Here is a 15,527-nt window from a genome sequence, read left to right on the forward strand (position 1 = left end):
ATTATACCTACTTTTTTACCTTTGTCAAGAACTTTTTTTCTCTTTACCGAAATTCTGAAAAGATTAGGGAAAGTTCTCTCAGGAGAGCTTTACGTCCTCTAAAGACTTCCCCTCCCATGAGACGGTCTATTAATTCTTGTTTTTCCATACTCTGCTTTGATTTGTAGTTCTTTAGAAGTTCGTGAAAGAGATAATAATCGTCCAGCCTGAGTCCTTTTTCTCCTAGACGATGGCTAATCTCACTCACCTCTTCATAGGGTTCTTTGTCAAAACGGCGCTTGTGACTTTCCTGTTTACGGATGTAATCTAGGATACGATTTCTAAACTTTGTTTTAAAGCAGACATAAAGTCGATGGCGCTCGCCCTCTAGTAACTCTGGATTGCGACTCACCAGCTCATACAGACATAACATGCCTTCCTGATCCCAGTCCTCTTTCTCCCACAGATGCAAATGATAATCTTTGCGACACTTATGGACGATTCCCTTGCTTTCTTCATATAAGTCTTTTAGATTCATAGACCTCTCCTTTCTGCATTTAGTTTAGCAAAATGCGCGAGTCCATGGGTCTACTTCCTCTGTTTTATACTTCTTCCTCCCTCAACAGCACATAAAAAGAGAGGCATAGCCTCTCTGGGGTTATAATTCTGCAATTTGGTTGAGATTCACTTCTGCAATCGTATCATTACCAAACATAGAGATAATCATCTTCACTTTGTTGTTATCAATTTCAGTGATTTTCCCTGTGTAGTCTGCAAAAGCGCCATCAATGATGCGGACTGTCTGGCCAACTTCAACATCAATATCGAACTCTTGAACAGTTTGTCCCATTGAAACCAGAATATCACGGATTTCTTGTTCCAAAAGTGGAGTTGGTTTTGATCTGTTACCGTGTGAGCCGACGAATCCTGTTACGTTAGGTGTGTTTCGAACGACAAACCATGCTTCATCTGTCATGACCATTTCTACAAGAACATAACCTGGAAAGCGATTCTCTTCAATTTCCTTTTTCTTTCCATTTTTCTCAACTTGCACGGTTTGTGTTGGAATCTCAACACGTAGAATATTATCCAACATGTTATATGTTTGCGCACGTTGCAATAGATTTTCTTTTACCTTATTTTCATAGCCAGAATAAGTTTGTAGAACAAACCATCCCTTGTCAAAACTATCCATGATATTTCCTTTCATACATATGATAGAAGAAAGTTAGCAGAACTTCTCCACTTTTCTTCTAAAAAATGTTAATAAATCGAATCAAACCTGATACAATCAACTGGTCAAAAATGTAAATAATGACCACAAAGAAGGCTGTATATTCCATAATAGAGCGAAAATCTCTCCAGCTTTCTTTGCGAGTTGGCCAAGTTGTTTCTTTAAGAAGTTTAAAAATATCCTTAATAAAACCCATCGTTCTCTCCTATCTCGTTTCTCTATGTGTCGTATATTTTCCACAATGTTTACAAAATTTATTTACTTCTAGTCGTGTTGGCTTGGGGTTCCCACTAATTTTGATTGAGTAATTCCTTGAACCACAAACTGCACAAGCTAGGCTTGCTTTTTTTAGTGCCATAACGCCTCCATCTTATCCATTATAACAAGAAACCTGGGCTTTGACAAGCCTCTTAACGAAATAGATTAAGGATTGAGTCCCATATTGTCTGGGCTCTTTCTTTTATTTTAGCTTCTGAAATCGCACGGCCTGCTTCATCTACAAGATTTTGTGCACGACTACGAATATCTCCTATCGGGTCCTCAGACTGGTTTGTCTCATTTTCAACGACTTGTTGCTTGGTATTTTCTGGTTCAATACCATTTTGCTTATAGGCATTCTCAACCGTAAAGGTGCTGCCAGGAGTGTAAGGCAAGATGGTGTTGGCCATGCTTCTAAAGACATGGGCAGCGCCATTAGAGGTCGAACCTGCTAGATAATGATTCTCATCTGTTGTTGGGAAGCCGAGCCAGTGGCTGATTACAACATCTGGAGTATAGCCGATCACCCACTGGTCACTGGTATATTCCGGGTTGAAAACAGCTTCAGTCGTACCCGTTTTACCAGCCATAACGTAATCCGCTGGTGACGAACTAATTCCTGTACCATTGGTAAATGTTCCTAGCATCATACTGGTCATTTTATCAGCTACAGACTTATCAATCACTCGTTTTTGGGAGTTTTTATGACTCTTGATGACCTGACCACTGGCATTTTCAATACGAGTGATGAAATGCGCTTCAGGCATTAGACCTCCATTAGCAAAGGCTGCATAGGCTTGCGCCATCTGGAGAGGATTCGTTTCCACACCTCCACCAAGAGCAACTCCAAGAACTCGGTCAACTTTTTCCATATTCAAACCAAATCTCTCCCCAGCGTCAAAAGCTTTGTCAATACCTAATTCATTTACAGTCGCAACTGCTGGTAGGTTGAGTGATTCCGCCAAGGCCTGATACATAGGTACTTCTGGAGATGTCTTAATACCCGCATAGTTGTCTACTTGATAACTGTTGTACTGCATCGTATGATTATCCAGTTGCTTGTTCAAGGCCCATCCTGCTTCTACTGCAGGTGTATAAACGACTAAAGGTTTAATGGTTGAGCCTGGGCTACGCTTAGACTGAGTGGCATAGTTGAAATTGCGAAAGCCTGGTTTGTCATCACCAGCTACACGACCAACAACTCCACGCACTCCACCAGTCTTGGGTTCTAGAGCGACACTACCTGATTCGGCATGCGTTCCGTCTTCTGCTATTGGAAATAGCGCAGTGTTTTCATAAATAACCTGCATGTTTGCTTGGTAGTTTTGGTCAAGCTCTGTGTAGATTCGATAGCCATTGTTGACAATCTCTTCTTCTGTGAGATTGTACTTGGAAACCGCTTCGTTGACAACTGCATCAAAATAGGACGGGTAACGATAATCCGAAACTTTGCCTTCATACTTATCTTGCAGTTGAGAAGCCATATCTACTCCAGCCGCTTCGGTCTCTTGATTTTTATCAATATAGCCCGCTGCAACCATATTTTGCAAAACAGTATCCCTACGGTTGGTCGAAGTCTCAACAGAATTTAATGGATTATACAATTCTGGTCCCTTGAGCATCCCTGCTAGAGTGGCCGCCTGATCAAGCGTTAGTTGTGAAGCCGATACACCGAAATATTTCTTACTTGCATCTTCAACACCCCATACCCCATTTCCAAAGTAGGCGTTATTGAGGTACATAGTAAGGATTTGCTCCTTGGTGTACTTCTTTGTCAACTCTAAGGCAAGGAAAAACTCCTTGGCCTTCCGTTCAACGGTCTGGTCCTGGGAAAGATAGGCATTTTTCGCCAACTGTTGAGTGATGGTAGACCCCCCTCCAGAACGACCTGCTGTAAGGATGGCTAGAAAGAAACGACCGTAGTTAATTCCATCATTTTTATAGAAGGAACGATCCTCTGTCGCGACGACAGCATTCTGCAAGTCTTTACTGATATCTGTTAGTTCAACATAGGTTCCCTTTTGACCTGATAGGGCTCCTGCCTCTTTTTCTTCGCGGTCAAAAATCAGAGTTCGCGTTTTCAGGGCATTTTGCAAGTCATTGACATTGGTAGACTTGGCTATCGCAAATAAGTAGGTTCCTACCAGTAAACCAGCACTTAACCCTAAAATGATGACGATTTTTGTCAGATGATAACGACGCCAAAATTTCCGAATTGGACCTACTTGGGACAATTTTTTTCTATCGCTCCGCGAACGACGTATGCTTGTCGAATCAGACTCCGCTGATTCATTCGTTTCTTTTTTAAAGAGAGAAAGAAACTTCTCAAATAATCTATCTAATTTCATGCGTTTATTTTATCATCTTCACCATAGGAACTCAAGAATTTAGCTACTCCCTATCCAAATAAGGCTTTTTTTGTTACAATATCTGTATGCAATTCACATTTACATTACCCGAATCCTTGCCTCAAATGACGGTCAAACAATTTCTAGAGGAACAACTCCTCATCCCTAGAAAAATCCGCCATTTTTTGAGAATAAAGAAGAACATCTTAATGAACCACAAACAAGTTCACTGGAACGAGATGGTCAAACCAGGTGACATTTGCCAGTTGACTTTTGACGAGGAGGATTATCCCTCAAAGGAAATCCTTTGGGGCAATCCAGACCTCGTTCAAGAGGTTTATCAAGACCAACATCTCATTATCGTCAACAAGCCAGAGGGAATGAAAACTCACGGAAATCAACCTGGTGAAATTGCCCTTCTCAATCACGTCTCTGCCTACGTTGGTCAAATCTGCTATGTCGTTCATCGCCTGGATATGGAAACAAGCGGTTTAGTACTTTTTGCTAAAAATCCTTTTATCTTACCCATCCTCAATCGTTTGTTGGAAAAAAAGGAAATCGCTCGTGATTACTGGGCACTTATAGAAGGGCGAGTAGAGAGTAAAGAACTTGTCTTTCGAGATAAAATTGGTCGTGATCGACACGATCGTAGAAAAAGAATAGTCGATGCCAAAAATGGACAATATGCTGAAACACATATCAGTCGATTAAAGCAATTTCCAAACAAGACTACCCTTGTCCGTTGCAAACTAAAGACCGGTCGAACACATCAAATCCGTATTCACCTCTCTCATCATAAGCACCCTATTCTGGGCGATCCTCTCTATAACTCTAGTTCAAAAGTAAGCAGGCTCATGCTCCATGCCTTCCGACTTTCCTTTACTCATCCACTCACCTTAGAACAATTGAGTTTTACTGCCCTCTCGGATACTTTTGAAATAGAATTAAAACAAAATGGATGACACTATCATCCATTTTGCTATACAAAAAAGCAAGACCAGAAGGCCTTGCTTTTATCGACTCAAGAATTATTTAGCGATTTTTGCAAAGTATTCAAGAGTACGTACAAGTTGTGCAGTGTATGACATTTCATTGTCGTACCATGATACAACTTTAACCAATTGTTTACCGTCAACGTCAAGAACTTTAGTTTGAGTTGCGTCAAACAATGAACCGTAAGACATACCTACGATATCTGAAGATACGATTGGATCTTCTGTGTAACCGTATGATTCGTTTGAAGCTGCTTTCATAGCTGCGTTCACTTCATCAACAGTAACGTTCTTTTCAAGAACTGCTACCAATTCAGTAACTGATCCAGTTGGAGTTGGAACACGTTGTGCAGATCCGTCAAGTTTACCGTTCAATTCTGGGATTACAAGACCGATAGCTTTAGCAGCACCAGTTGAGTTAGGAACGATGTTTGCAGCACCAGCGCGAGCACGGCGAAGGTCACCACCACGGTGTGGTCCGTCAAGGATCATTTGGTCACCAGTGTAAGCGTGGATAGTAGTCATCAATCCTTCTACAACACCGAAGTTGTCTTGAAGAGCTTTAGCCATTGGAGCCAAGCAGTTTGTAGTACATGAAGCACCTGAGATAACTGTTTCAGTACCGTCAAGAACGTCGTGGTTAGTGTTGAATACGATTGTTTTAACATCGTTTCCACCAGGAGCAGTGATAACAACTTTCTTAGCTCCACCTTTAAGGTGTTTTTCAGCTGCATCTTTCTTAGCAAAGAAACCTGTTGCTTCAAGAACGATTTCTACACCGTCAGTAGCCCAGTCGATTTGTTCTGGATCACGTTCAGCAGAAACTTTAACGAATTTACCGTTAACTTCGAATCCACCTTCTTTAACTTCTACAGTACCGTCGAAACGACCTTGAGTTGTGTCGTATTTCAACAAGTGTGCAAGCATAACTGGATCTGTAAGGTCGTTGATGCGAGTAACTTCAACACCTTCTACGTTTTGGATACGGCGGAAAGCAAGACGACCGATACGTCCGAAACCGTTAATACCAACTTTAACTACCATTAGTGATTTCCTCCTTATGAAAATCATGAAAATTTTATTGTGAAAAGAGTAACTTGAATCACTACAAATCACCTTTCAACAAACCTATTATATAACTATTTGAGTTTAATTGCAAGTATGGGCGTTGATTTTCTCTCCTGCTTTTCTACTTTTTCTCCCCCTTTTTATTCATTCATTCTTTTATTTTCAAAGCATATTTCTAGAATCTTTTATAATATCTGCATATTCTCTTCATTTCAAGGTGAAACTCCAATTTCAACGCTTTCAGAGTTTACAAAAAAGAGACAGGATTTCTCCTGTCTCTAGGCTGATAAACAATTATTTGCGACGTCCTGGTCGTTCTGCATAACCATAGTAAGCATCTGCCATGATTTCTTCCATGTCAGCTACCATTGGCAAGCGAGGGTTAGCAGGTGAACATTGGTCTTCATAAGCAAGCAAGGCAATTTCATGCAAGCTGTCTTTCCAAGCTTTTTCATCGATTCCTTGATCCTTGAAGTTCATCTTTATACCTACTGCAACACCAAGTTCGTAAACAGCTTTAGCGTATGCTTCAACTGCTTCTTCTGGAGTTGAGTGAGGCAATCCAAGCATTCTAGCAATATCTTGGAATTTTTCGTCAGCTTTCCAGTAGTTATACTTAGGCCATGTAGTCGTCTTAGATGGGCGAGTACCATTGTAACGGATAACGTATGGAAGCAAGATTGCGTTTGTACGTCCGTGAACAGTATGGTGAACCGCACCGATCTTGTGGGCCATTGAGTGGCTCATACCAAGGAAGGCATTGGCAAAGGCCATACCAGCCATTGTAGATGCATTGTGCATTTTTTCGCGAGCTTCTGGATCAGCTGTCTTAACAGATTTTTCCAACCATTCAAAGACAAGTTTGATTGTTTGAAGGGCGATACCGTCTGTATAGTCGTTAGCGAAGTTTGAAGTGTAAGCTTCAGTCGCGTGAGTCAAGACGTCCATACCTGTATCCGCAGCGATGAAGTCTGGAACTGACTCAACCAAAGCAGGGTCAACAATCGCAATAGTTGGTGTCAATGAGTAGTCAGCCAATGGGTATTTACGATTGTTTTTCTTATCAGAGATAACGGCAAATGGTGTTACTTCTGAACCTGTACCTGAAGTTGTTGGAATACCTATGTATTTCGCTTTTTTACCAAGTGATGGGAAGCGGAAGGCACGTTTACGGATGTCCATGAATTTTTGAACCAAGTCACGGAAGTCGATTTGTGGTTGTTCGTAGAAGAGCCACATTACTTTCGCTGCATCCATTGGAGAACCACCACCAAGAGCGATGATTGTGTCTGGTTCAAATGCTCTCATTACTTCAGTACCACGTTCTACAGTTGTGATATCTGGGTCTGGTTCAACGTCTGAGAAGACTTGGACAGTTACACGGTTGCTGCGTTTGTTCAATTGGTCAATAATGCGTTGAACAAAACCAAGTTTTTCGATCGATTTGTCTGTAACAATCATAACGCGTTCAATATCTTCACATGTTTGAAGGTATTGGATAGAATTGCGTTCGAAGTAAATTTTTGAAGGAACTTTAAACCACTGCATATTATTTCTACGTTTCCCTACTTTCTTGATGTTTAGAAGGTTGATCGCACTCACGTTATCACCGACTGAGTTGTGTCCATATGAACCACATCCAAGTGTCAATGATGGAATGAAGGCATTGTATACGTCACCGATACCACCGAAAGTAGATGGAGAGTTCCAGATAATACGCATAGCTTTGATTTCTGTACCAAAGCGTTTAGCAAGCTCTTCGTCTTTTGTATGGATAGCTGCTGAGTGACCAAGTCCGTTAAACTCAACCATTTGACGAGCTTTTGTAAGACCATCTTCTGTGTCTTCAGCTTTTAGGACAGCAATAACTGGTGACAATTTCTCACGAGTCAATGGTTCTTTCGGTCCTACTTCTGCACATTCTGCAGCCAAGATGTTTGTTCCTTCTGGAACGCTAAATCCTGCTTGTTCAGCAATCCATGCTGCTGGTTTACCAACGATGTTTGCATTTAGTTTAGCACCTGCACAGTTTTTGCTATTAGCTTTTACACCGAAACAGAATTCTTCAAGAAGGGCTTTTTCTTTTTTGTTTACAAAGTAAGTGTGATATGATTTGAATTCTTCTACAAATTCGTCATATACTTCTTTATCAATGATAACGGCTTGTTCTGATGCACAGACCATCCCATTATCAAATGACTTAGACATAACAATATCATGAGCAGCTTGACGAAGGTCAGCAGATTTTTCTACATAGGCAGGAACGTTTCCGGCACCTACCCCAAGAGCTGGTTTTCCACATGAGTATGCAGCTTTAACCATGGCATTACCACCAGTTGCAAGGATAGTTGCAACACCTTCGTGGTTCATAAGCGCTCCAGTTGCTTCCATAGATGGTTCTGTAATCCATTGAACACAGTTTTCAGGTGCTCCAGCCGCAATAGCTGCATCACGAACGATTTGTGCTGCGTGAGCTGATGATTCTTGAGCAGATGGGTGGAAGGCAAAAACGATTGGGTTACGTGTTTTCAAAGCAATCAAGGATTTGAAAATCGCTGTTGAAGTTGGGTTTGTTGTCGGAGTGACACCACAGATTACACCGACAGGCTCCGCAATCTTTGTCAAACCTGTAATTGGATCATCTTCGATAACTCCAACTGTTTTAACTCCACGCATATTGTTCACTACGTGCTCACAGGCAAATAGATTCTTTGTTGCCTTGTCTTCAAATACTCCACGACCAGTTTCTTCAACTGCATGTTGTGCAAGGATACCGTGCGCGTCAAGTGCTGCAACCGAAGCTTTTGCCACGATGTAGTCAACTTGCTCTTGGTTCAACTTGCGCATTTCATCAAGCGCAACCAAGGCTTTTTTCACGAGACCATCGACATGCTTTTCAGCAGCAAGTTGTTTTTCCTCTGGTGTTACTGTTTTTTTATCAGCCATATTATCCTCCATAGCCTTTAAGGATGTTATCCTTTGTTAATTTTTTCACAAGTTTATTATAACTCTTTTTTTATGCTTTGTAAACAGTTTCATAAGTATTTCACAAAGAATTTTTCTGAGATTGTGATTTTTTTCTCAATATAGCTATGCAATAGAGTTTTGGCCGGATGATTGTGAAATTATGGAGAAATTTTTTTTATTTCACAAAGCTTTTCTAGTTGATAGTTAGTTATCAAATCCAAACAAAGAAAGCGCTTTCTTGCTGGTTTTAAAAAATAGTCTCCTAACTTGGAGACTACTGTTTTTGCTGAAAAACGCCTTGTTTAAAGGTCCCTTCATAAACAACTTCTTGCTCTGTCGTCAACTTCCCTTGACCTTCAGCCTGGCCATTTACAAAATCACCTTCGTATTTCCAGCCAGCTTTTGATTGGAAAGTCCCTTTTCCATTAAAGGCTCCATTATTGAAATCACCTGTATATTGGTCTCCATTTTCAAAGGTCAAGGTTCCTTGACCATTCATTTTCCCTCGTACCAAGGTGCCATCATAAACAAGAGCTCCACCATCAAGTGTCAGGACACCCTTTTTAGGCGTATTTAGCAGAAATACCGAAAGAGCACAGAGTACTATTACAACTACTGCAATGAGCTCTAACCTAGGACGAGTTAGGTAAACTCTATACTTCTCATAAAATTGTTTAAGCTTTTCCATTGTCACTCTCATTTTCTAATCGATCTAGCCAGCTTTGACATCCACTTGTGATACGAGCATAGGTTTCCTCAAAATCTCCTGTATACCAAGGATCTGGGACACTTTCAGATGCAAAAGAGTAGATCTTGTACTGTAGTTCCTGAGGGCACATTTTACGCAGATCTGAAACGTTTGAAGCATCCATACCGATAATGTAATCAAACGATTCAAAGTCTTCCCTGCCAATCTGAAGCGATGTTTTGTCTTTATCATACGGGATCTGATATTGCTGGAAAATCCCTTGCGTTCCCTTATGAATCGGATTGCCATGTTCCCATGATGACGTTGCCCGGCTTTCGACGTGGTAATCGCTCGTCATGGATTTCATCACAAACTCTGCCATGGGGCTACGACAGATATTTCCTAAGCAAACAAATACTATTTTTTTCATCCCTTTTCCTCTCATCTCATAGAAAAACGGGAGTGACAGATCCCGTTTTATTCTTCGATTGCTCCGCTTTCGTCAACAACTGTTCCTTCTGGTGTCACAGCCTCTTTGAGTGGCAAAACGGTCTTGATAGCAGCCAATTCAAAAGTCAAATAAACGCCATCTACATCCAGTACGATTGTACCTTTCTCAGTATCTACTTCATCCACTGTTCCGTAAAGTCCACCAATTGTAATGACTTCATAGCCTTTTTGAAGCTTGTTCAAGCTTTCCATACGCTTTTGTGCTTGTTTCTTTTGAGAACGTTGCATAAAGAACATCAAGGCAAACATACCTACAAGCATGATTAAGAAAGTAATATTTGGATTCATTGTTTTCTCCTTTGTGTTTTACATAGGACTACTATATCAAATTTCAGCTACTTTTACAAGATTGTGCCTTGTTTTTATGGTTATAAAAAATCAGAGTTTTCACTCTGATTTTTGTGATTATTTCAAGTTTTGAACGACTTTGACTAGATTTTCAACTGTAAATCCGTACTCTGCCAATACTTTTGGTGCTGGGGCAGATGCTCCAAAGGTATCAATACCGAGAACGGCACCATCAAGACCAACATACTTGTACCAGTTTTGAGTTGCACCCATTTCGACTGCAACACGACGGCGAACTGCATTTGGAAGGATTTCTTCCTTGTAAGCTGCATCTTGTGCGTCAAAGACATCTGTTGATGGCATGCTGACTACACGGACTTTTACACCTTGACTAGCCAATTCTTTGGCAGCTGCGACCGCCAAATTCACCTCTGAACCTGTTGCAATCAAAATCGTATCAAAGTCTGCTGCATTTTCATAGACGACATAGGCACCTTTAGCAACTTTGTCAAAGTCTGTTCCCTCTTCGACAGTCAAATTTTGACGTGTCAAGACAAGGGCAGTTGGTGTTTTTTCGCTTGTCACGGCAAGGTACCAAGCCGCTTGAGTTTCACGCGCATCTGCTGGGCGGAAAACATTCAGATTTGGCATAGCACGGAGACCTGCTAAGTGTTCAACTGGTTCGTGAGTTGGACCATCTTCACCAACTGCAATAGAATCGTGGGTAAAGACATAAGTCACAGGAAGTCCTTGCAAGGCTGATAAGCGGACAGCTGCTTTCACATAGTCAGAGAAGACGAAGAAAGTACCACCGTATACACGAAGTCCACCGTGAAGGGCCATCCCGTTCAAGATCGTTCCCATTGCAAATTCACGAACACCAAACTGAATGTTGCGGTTCAAGCGATTAGCATCGTCTTGAAGTCCATCAGTCTTAATATAAGTCATGTTTGAGTGAGCAAGGTCAGCTGAACCACCTAGGAAGGTTGGCAATTTAGCAGCTACAACGTTCAAAGCATCTTGACTTGAATTACGAGTTGCTTGAGAGAAGCCATTTTCTAAGGCTGGGAAGTCTGCTGGAGTCACTTCAACTGGATCACGTCCGTCAATGATGGCTTCTACTTCTGCAGCCAGTTCTGGATGCGCTTCTTTATAGTCAGTAACTAATTTAGTCCAAGCTTGATAAGCTGATGCGCCACGATCTGCAACATTTTCTTTGAAATCAGCATAAACTTGTTCTGGGATTTCAAATGGTTCATAGTCCCAACCGAGGGCTTGACGAGTCGCCGCAGTTTCATCTGCTCCAAGAGGAGCACCGTGTACAGCATTAGTTCCTTGTTTGTTTGGAGAACCGTATCCAATAACAGTCTTCACTTCAATCAAAGATGGTTTGCCTGAAGATTTAGCTGCTTCAATAGCCGCATGGATTGCTTCCAAGTCTGTTCCATCTTCAACCAAGGCTGTATGCCAACCGTAGGCATTGTAACGGTCACGAACACTTTCTGTAAAGGAATCCTTTGTCTCACCATCCAAGTTGATGTCATTTGAATCATAAAGAACCACCAACTTGTCAAGTTTTTGCAAGCCTGCATATGAAGCCGCCTCACTTGAGACACCTTCCATCAAATCTCCATCTCCACAGATCACATAAGTATAGTGGTCAAAGATATTGAAGCCTTCGCGGTTATATTTGGCTGCAAGGAAACGTTCTGCTTGGGCAAAACCAGTAGCAGTAGAAATCCCTTGTCCTAGAGGACCAGTTGTAGCGTCAACCCCTGCTGTATGACCAAATTCTGGGTGACCTGGTGTTTTGGAACCCCATTGGCGGAAGTTCTTGACTTCATCCATGCTAACATCTTCAAAACCAGAAAGGTGAAGAAGGGCATAGAGAAGCATAGAGCCGTGTCCTGCTGAAAGAATAAAGCGATCGCGGTTGATCCAGTTTGGTTGAGCTGGATTGATACGAAGTTGCTTTGTAAAGAGGCTATAGGCCATAGGAGCAGCCCCCATAACCACCCCTGGGTGACCTGAGTTTGCTTTGTTGATGGCGTCAATACCTAGAAAACGAATTGCATTAACAGATAGATTTGACATAGAATTTCCTTTCTCTTTGAGGTGATTAATAAATCACACATCCTATTTTACTATTATATGAAAAAATGCATAGAATAGCAATAAAACAATTTGTGTTCATCTAACACATTTGATTTGTCTATCCCCTCGTCACTTCATAGTACGGAAGCAAGCGCGCATAAGCCTCTTCTAGCTTCTCCAATATCGCTTCTACTGACTGATTTGCAATGAAGGAAACATCTGCCTTAACCAAAACTTTACGGACTTCCTGACTTCTCAGCTTCTCGCGTAAAGTACGACGATTCTCCTCAGTAGCCTCCACCTTATGACTTTCCCCATTTGAATAGACTAAATAATAAATTCCTTCTACCGCTGGAAGTTCTAAAACCTTGGCTTGCTTGTCTAAAGTCTGCTCATCTTTCTTACGCTCGATGAAACTGACTTCCAAAGAAATCCCATAATTGGCAGGTGTTCCATATAAACGAAGAGCCATCATAGGTTCTGTCACTTGACCATCTCTCTGTAGATAGGCCCAGAAATGTGGCCGCAAGCGTTGCGCTTGGTTCATCCACTGACTAGTCTGTTGCAGTTGCCATTCTGGATGACTAGCTTGAAAGGTTTTGGCCAGTTCTGTAAAAGACTTCCGAGCCTCTTGACCCCTTTTCCGTAATTCCAGCATCTTTTCTCTTTCATCGCCAGCTTTATCTGGATTACGGTACTGGACACCTGCAAATGATAGGTATTCTCTAACTGCTTTCAGCATATCTGAATCTTTCCTTTCCTAGCAAAAAATCAGGACAAACCTGATTTTGCTTTGCTTATTCTGCATCTACGACAACATAGCGATTTGGTTCGTCACCCTCAGAGTAACTCGTCACGCCATCCATGCGTGAAATAATGCGATGGATTATCTTGCGTTCGCTATTTGACATTGGATCTGTTTGTTGGCTACGTCCTTCTTCTAAAACGCGAGTCGCCAATTTTTGAGCATAGGTTTGCAAGACTTCTGCACGGTGCTCAACGTAATCATTGACATTGATTGTGATGTAGAAGGTTCTTGAATAGCGGTTGTAAAGGTAATTTTGCGCTAACAACTGAAGAGCTTTCAAGACTTTTCCGTGGTAGCCAATAATACGGCCTGGTTCATTAGTGTCAATTTGAAGATTAATGGTGCGGCGATTGTAGTCGCTTGAAATCGTCCCTTCAACATCCATATCATCTACAATGGTTTGAACGTAGCTAGCTACTTCAGTTGCCACTTGTTCGATGTCATAACTTGGTTCTACTTTCAAGCCTAAATCTTCTAAAGATTGGCTTGTTGCTTCCTGCCTTTCAGTTTCTTTTTCTGGAGCAGAGCCCACTTCCTCGGCAGTATCCTCTGGTTCCAATTCATTTAAAATTGAAATATGACCTGTTTCTTCCAAAATCGTGCTGGCATGTTTTTCATTTTTCAGGATTTCAGCCTTGACCTCTTCAGAGACACCTTGACCTTCTTCTTCAATCTTCTTAATCGCTTCCACTACATGCCCCAAATCAACAGTTGCTTCACTTACTGTTTTCACGGGTTCATTTTTTTCATTAACTTCTTTTGGAACCCCTTTAATGGCCTGCTGATTGGCTTTGATCACTGTCGTTTCACTAATCGCTTCGATATCAACTTGAGCTGGCTTCTTACCAAACAAGCCTAAGAATCCTTTTTTCTCTTTCGAAACGACCTTGATGTGGGCCTTCATTCTTGGAATGTCTAATTCTTTCAATCCTTTTTGGATTGCTTCTTCAACCGTTGAACCTGTAAATAATACCATTACCAGATTCCTCCTTATTTTTTCTTTTTCTGTGCTTTTTTCAAGGCTCTTCTCTTCTTGCCTTCTAAATCTTTTTCTGCTTGCGCCACTGCTTCTCTTTCAGCAATAATCTTGAAAGGATTGTTCAAGAAATAGGTTTGCAGAACTTGGTAAGCATTGGATACAGCCCAGTACAAGGCTACACCACTTGGGGCGGAGATGGCAAAAACAAAGATCAATACGGGCATACCATACATCATCCCTGTCGTGGCTCCACTTTTTTCGGACAAAGCTTTATTCGATAACCAGCTACTCAAGAAGGTAAAGACTGCCGCCAAAATCGGAAGGACAAAACTTGTATCTACTCCTCCCAAATTAATCCATAAAAAGTGACCTGTTTTCAAAAAGTCTACTCGACTCAAGGCTTGAAAGAGCGCCAAGAGAACCGGCATTTGTATTAAAATTGGCCAGAGAGAGGATGAATGCTTGATTCCTAACTCTTTATAAACCTTACGCATCTCCTGGTCTAGCTTGGTTCTACTTTCCATATCACGACCCGGATATTGCTCTCGCAAAGCCTTGATGCGTGGTTGAGCCTCTTGCATTTTTCTAGAGGCAACCATCTGTGTCTGAAAGACCGGCAATAAAATCGTCCGAATCAAGATTGTGAAGAGGATAATCCCCACTCCGATACTAATGTCAAAGGACAAAAAGCGGATAATTTCAGCAAAAAAATAAACGAATTTGCTCCAAAAGTCTGTCGAATCTGCTGTTATATCGCTAGCTGTACCATTTGTTGCACAGGCTGTCATGATAACCAAGGGCAAGCCCAACAAACTAGTCAACTGTAGTTTCTTTTTCACTCCCATTTCCTTCCTGGTAAATCTTTGATAACTTTAATACGTGGAGTAGGTTTTTCTCCATCTCTGCATATTCCAAGGTTTCCACCCCTTTTCGGGCAATCACGACAAAATCAACATGCTCTACTAAACTCCCTTTTACACTTTGTAGAATGTGCCGGATTCGTCTTTTAATTTGATTTCTGGTAACTGCATTCCCCAGCTTTTTGCTGACGGACAGTCCTACTCGAAAATGGTTTTGCTGGTTTTCCAATTGGTAGACAACAAATTTTCGATTGGCAAAACTTGTTCCGTCCTTGAAAATCGCCTTAAAATCTTTCTCTCTTTTTACACGAAAGCTTTTCTTCAAAACTCAACTCCATCTATTAAATTACTACTATTATACCATATTTTTTGAAAAAGCCAATAACAGCAAGGTTTTAGACATTTTCTACATAAAAAAAGCTGGAAAATCTCTTTCCCAACTTCTTTTTACAAT

General features: G+C 41.3%; 16 protein-coding genes. 1 reads left to right on the plus strand and 15 read right to left on the minus strand.

Annotation, left to right across the window (positions count from 1 at the left end; genetic code table 11):
* Positions 1–43: 43 nt before the first annotated feature.
* The 5 genes from MK395_RS01515 to pbp2a all read right to left on the minus strand — a co-directional run bounded on the left by MK395_RS01515 (position 44) and on the right by pbp2a (position 3,819).
* The gene (locus tag MK395_RS01515) at positions 44–517 is read right to left on the minus strand and encodes a hypothetical protein (RefSeq protein ID WP_049501155.1); all 474 of its coding nucleotides are present in this window, start codon (positions 515–517) and stop codon (positions 44–46) included.
* Between the two features lie 120 nt (positions 518–637).
* Positions 638–1,174 (minus strand): transcription termination/antitermination protein NusG, encoded by a 537-nt coding sequence (nusG, locus tag MK395_RS01520; protein WP_000376728.1) that lies wholly within the window; start codon positions 1,172–1,174, stop codon positions 638–640.
* Positions 1,175–1,232: 58 nt separating this feature from the next.
* Entirely contained in the window at positions 1,233–1,409 is a 177-nt protein-coding gene (secE, locus tag MK395_RS01525; RefSeq protein WP_000505776.1) for a preprotein translocase subunit SecE, read from the minus strand.
* Between the two features lie 9 nt (positions 1,410–1,418).
* Positions 1,419–1,571, minus strand: coding sequence for a 50S ribosomal protein L33 (rpmG, locus tag MK395_RS01530; RefSeq protein ID WP_001809375.1), 153 nt, complete (start codon positions 1,569–1,571; stop codon positions 1,419–1,421).
* 52 nt (positions 1,572–1,623) lie between these two features.
* Entirely contained in the window at positions 1,624–3,819 is a 2,196-nt protein-coding gene (gene pbp2a / locus MK395_RS01535) for a penicillin-binding protein PBP2A (RefSeq protein WP_268711120.1), read from the minus strand.
* An 86-nt stretch (positions 3,820–3,905) separates the two neighbouring features.
* Between pbp2a and MK395_RS01540 the strand changes: the two genes are divergently transcribed.
* The gene (locus MK395_RS01540; protein WP_268711121.1) at positions 3,906–4,781 is read left to right on the plus strand and encodes an RluA family pseudouridine synthase; all 876 of its coding nucleotides are present in this window, start codon (positions 3,906–3,908) and stop codon (positions 4,779–4,781) included.
* A gap of 66 nt (positions 4,782–4,847) precedes the next feature.
* Here MK395_RS01540 and gap read toward each other — a convergent pair whose 3' ends face one another.
* The 10 genes from gap to rnpA all read right to left on the minus strand — a co-directional run bounded on the left by gap (position 4,848) and on the right by rnpA (position 15,398).
* Positions 4,848–5,855, minus strand: coding sequence for a type I glyceraldehyde-3-phosphate dehydrogenase (gene gap / locus MK395_RS01545; protein WP_000260679.1), 1,008 nt, complete (start codon positions 5,853–5,855; stop codon positions 4,848–4,850).
* A gap of 318 nt (positions 5,856–6,173) precedes the next feature.
* Positions 6,174–8,825 carry a bifunctional acetaldehyde-CoA/alcohol dehydrogenase gene (gene adhE / locus MK395_RS01550; RefSeq protein WP_070657902.1) on the minus strand — a complete coding sequence of 884 codons (2,652 nt, stop codon included), beginning with the start codon at positions 8,823–8,825 and terminating at the stop codon, positions 6,174–6,176.
* 295 nt (positions 8,826–9,120) lie between these two features.
* Positions 9,121–9,534, minus strand: a complete 414-nt coding sequence (locus MK395_RS01555) for an MORN repeat-containing protein (RefSeq protein ID WP_070657904.1) — start codon at positions 9,532–9,534, stop codon at positions 9,121–9,123.
* Complete coding sequence (locus MK395_RS01560) at positions 9,521–9,964, minus strand: low molecular weight protein-tyrosine-phosphatase (protein WP_070657905.1); 444 nt, start codon at positions 9,962–9,964, stop codon at positions 9,521–9,523. Before MK395_RS01560 ends, MK395_RS01555 begins: the two co-directional genes overlap by 14 nt.
* A 47-nt stretch (positions 9,965–10,011) precedes the next feature.
* Positions 10,012–10,332: a preprotein translocase subunit YajC gene (gene yajC, locus MK395_RS01565; protein WP_070657906.1), complete on the minus strand. Its 321-nt coding sequence runs from the start codon at positions 10,330–10,332 to the stop codon at positions 10,012–10,014.
* A gap of 117 nt (positions 10,333–10,449) precedes the next feature.
* Complete coding sequence (gene tkt, locus MK395_RS01570) at positions 10,450–12,426, minus strand: transketolase (protein WP_268711122.1); 1,977 nt, start codon at positions 12,424–12,426, stop codon at positions 10,450–10,452.
* Positions 12,427–12,544: 118 nt separating this feature from the next.
* Entirely contained in the window at positions 12,545–13,168 is a 624-nt protein-coding gene (locus MK395_RS01575; protein ID WP_268711123.1) for an HI_0552 family protein, read from the minus strand.
* A gap of 55 nt (positions 13,169–13,223) precedes the next feature.
* A complete protein-coding gene (jag, locus tag MK395_RS01580; protein WP_268711124.1) occupies positions 13,224–14,210 on the minus strand; it encodes an RNA-binding cell elongation regulator Jag/EloR in 987 nt (328 codons plus the stop codon).
* A gap of 14 nt (positions 14,211–14,224) precedes the next feature.
* Positions 14,225–15,052: a membrane protein insertase YidC gene (locus MK395_RS01585; RefSeq protein ID WP_268711125.1), complete on the minus strand. Its 828-nt coding sequence runs from the start codon at positions 15,050–15,052 to the stop codon at positions 14,225–14,227.
* On the minus strand, positions 15,027–15,398 hold the full coding sequence (rnpA, locus tag MK395_RS01590) for a ribonuclease P protein component (protein WP_000748120.1): 372 nt from the start codon (positions 15,396–15,398) through the stop codon (positions 15,027–15,029). The genes MK395_RS01585 and rnpA overlap by 26 nt, the downstream gene beginning before the upstream one ends.
* Positions 15,399–15,527 lie beyond the last annotated feature (129 nt).

Origin of the sequence: Streptococcus oralis (genome assembly GCF_026782085.1) — a bacterium.
Taxonomy (GTDB): domain Bacteria; phylum Bacillota; class Bacilli; order Lactobacillales; family Streptococcaceae; genus Streptococcus; species Streptococcus oralis_DA.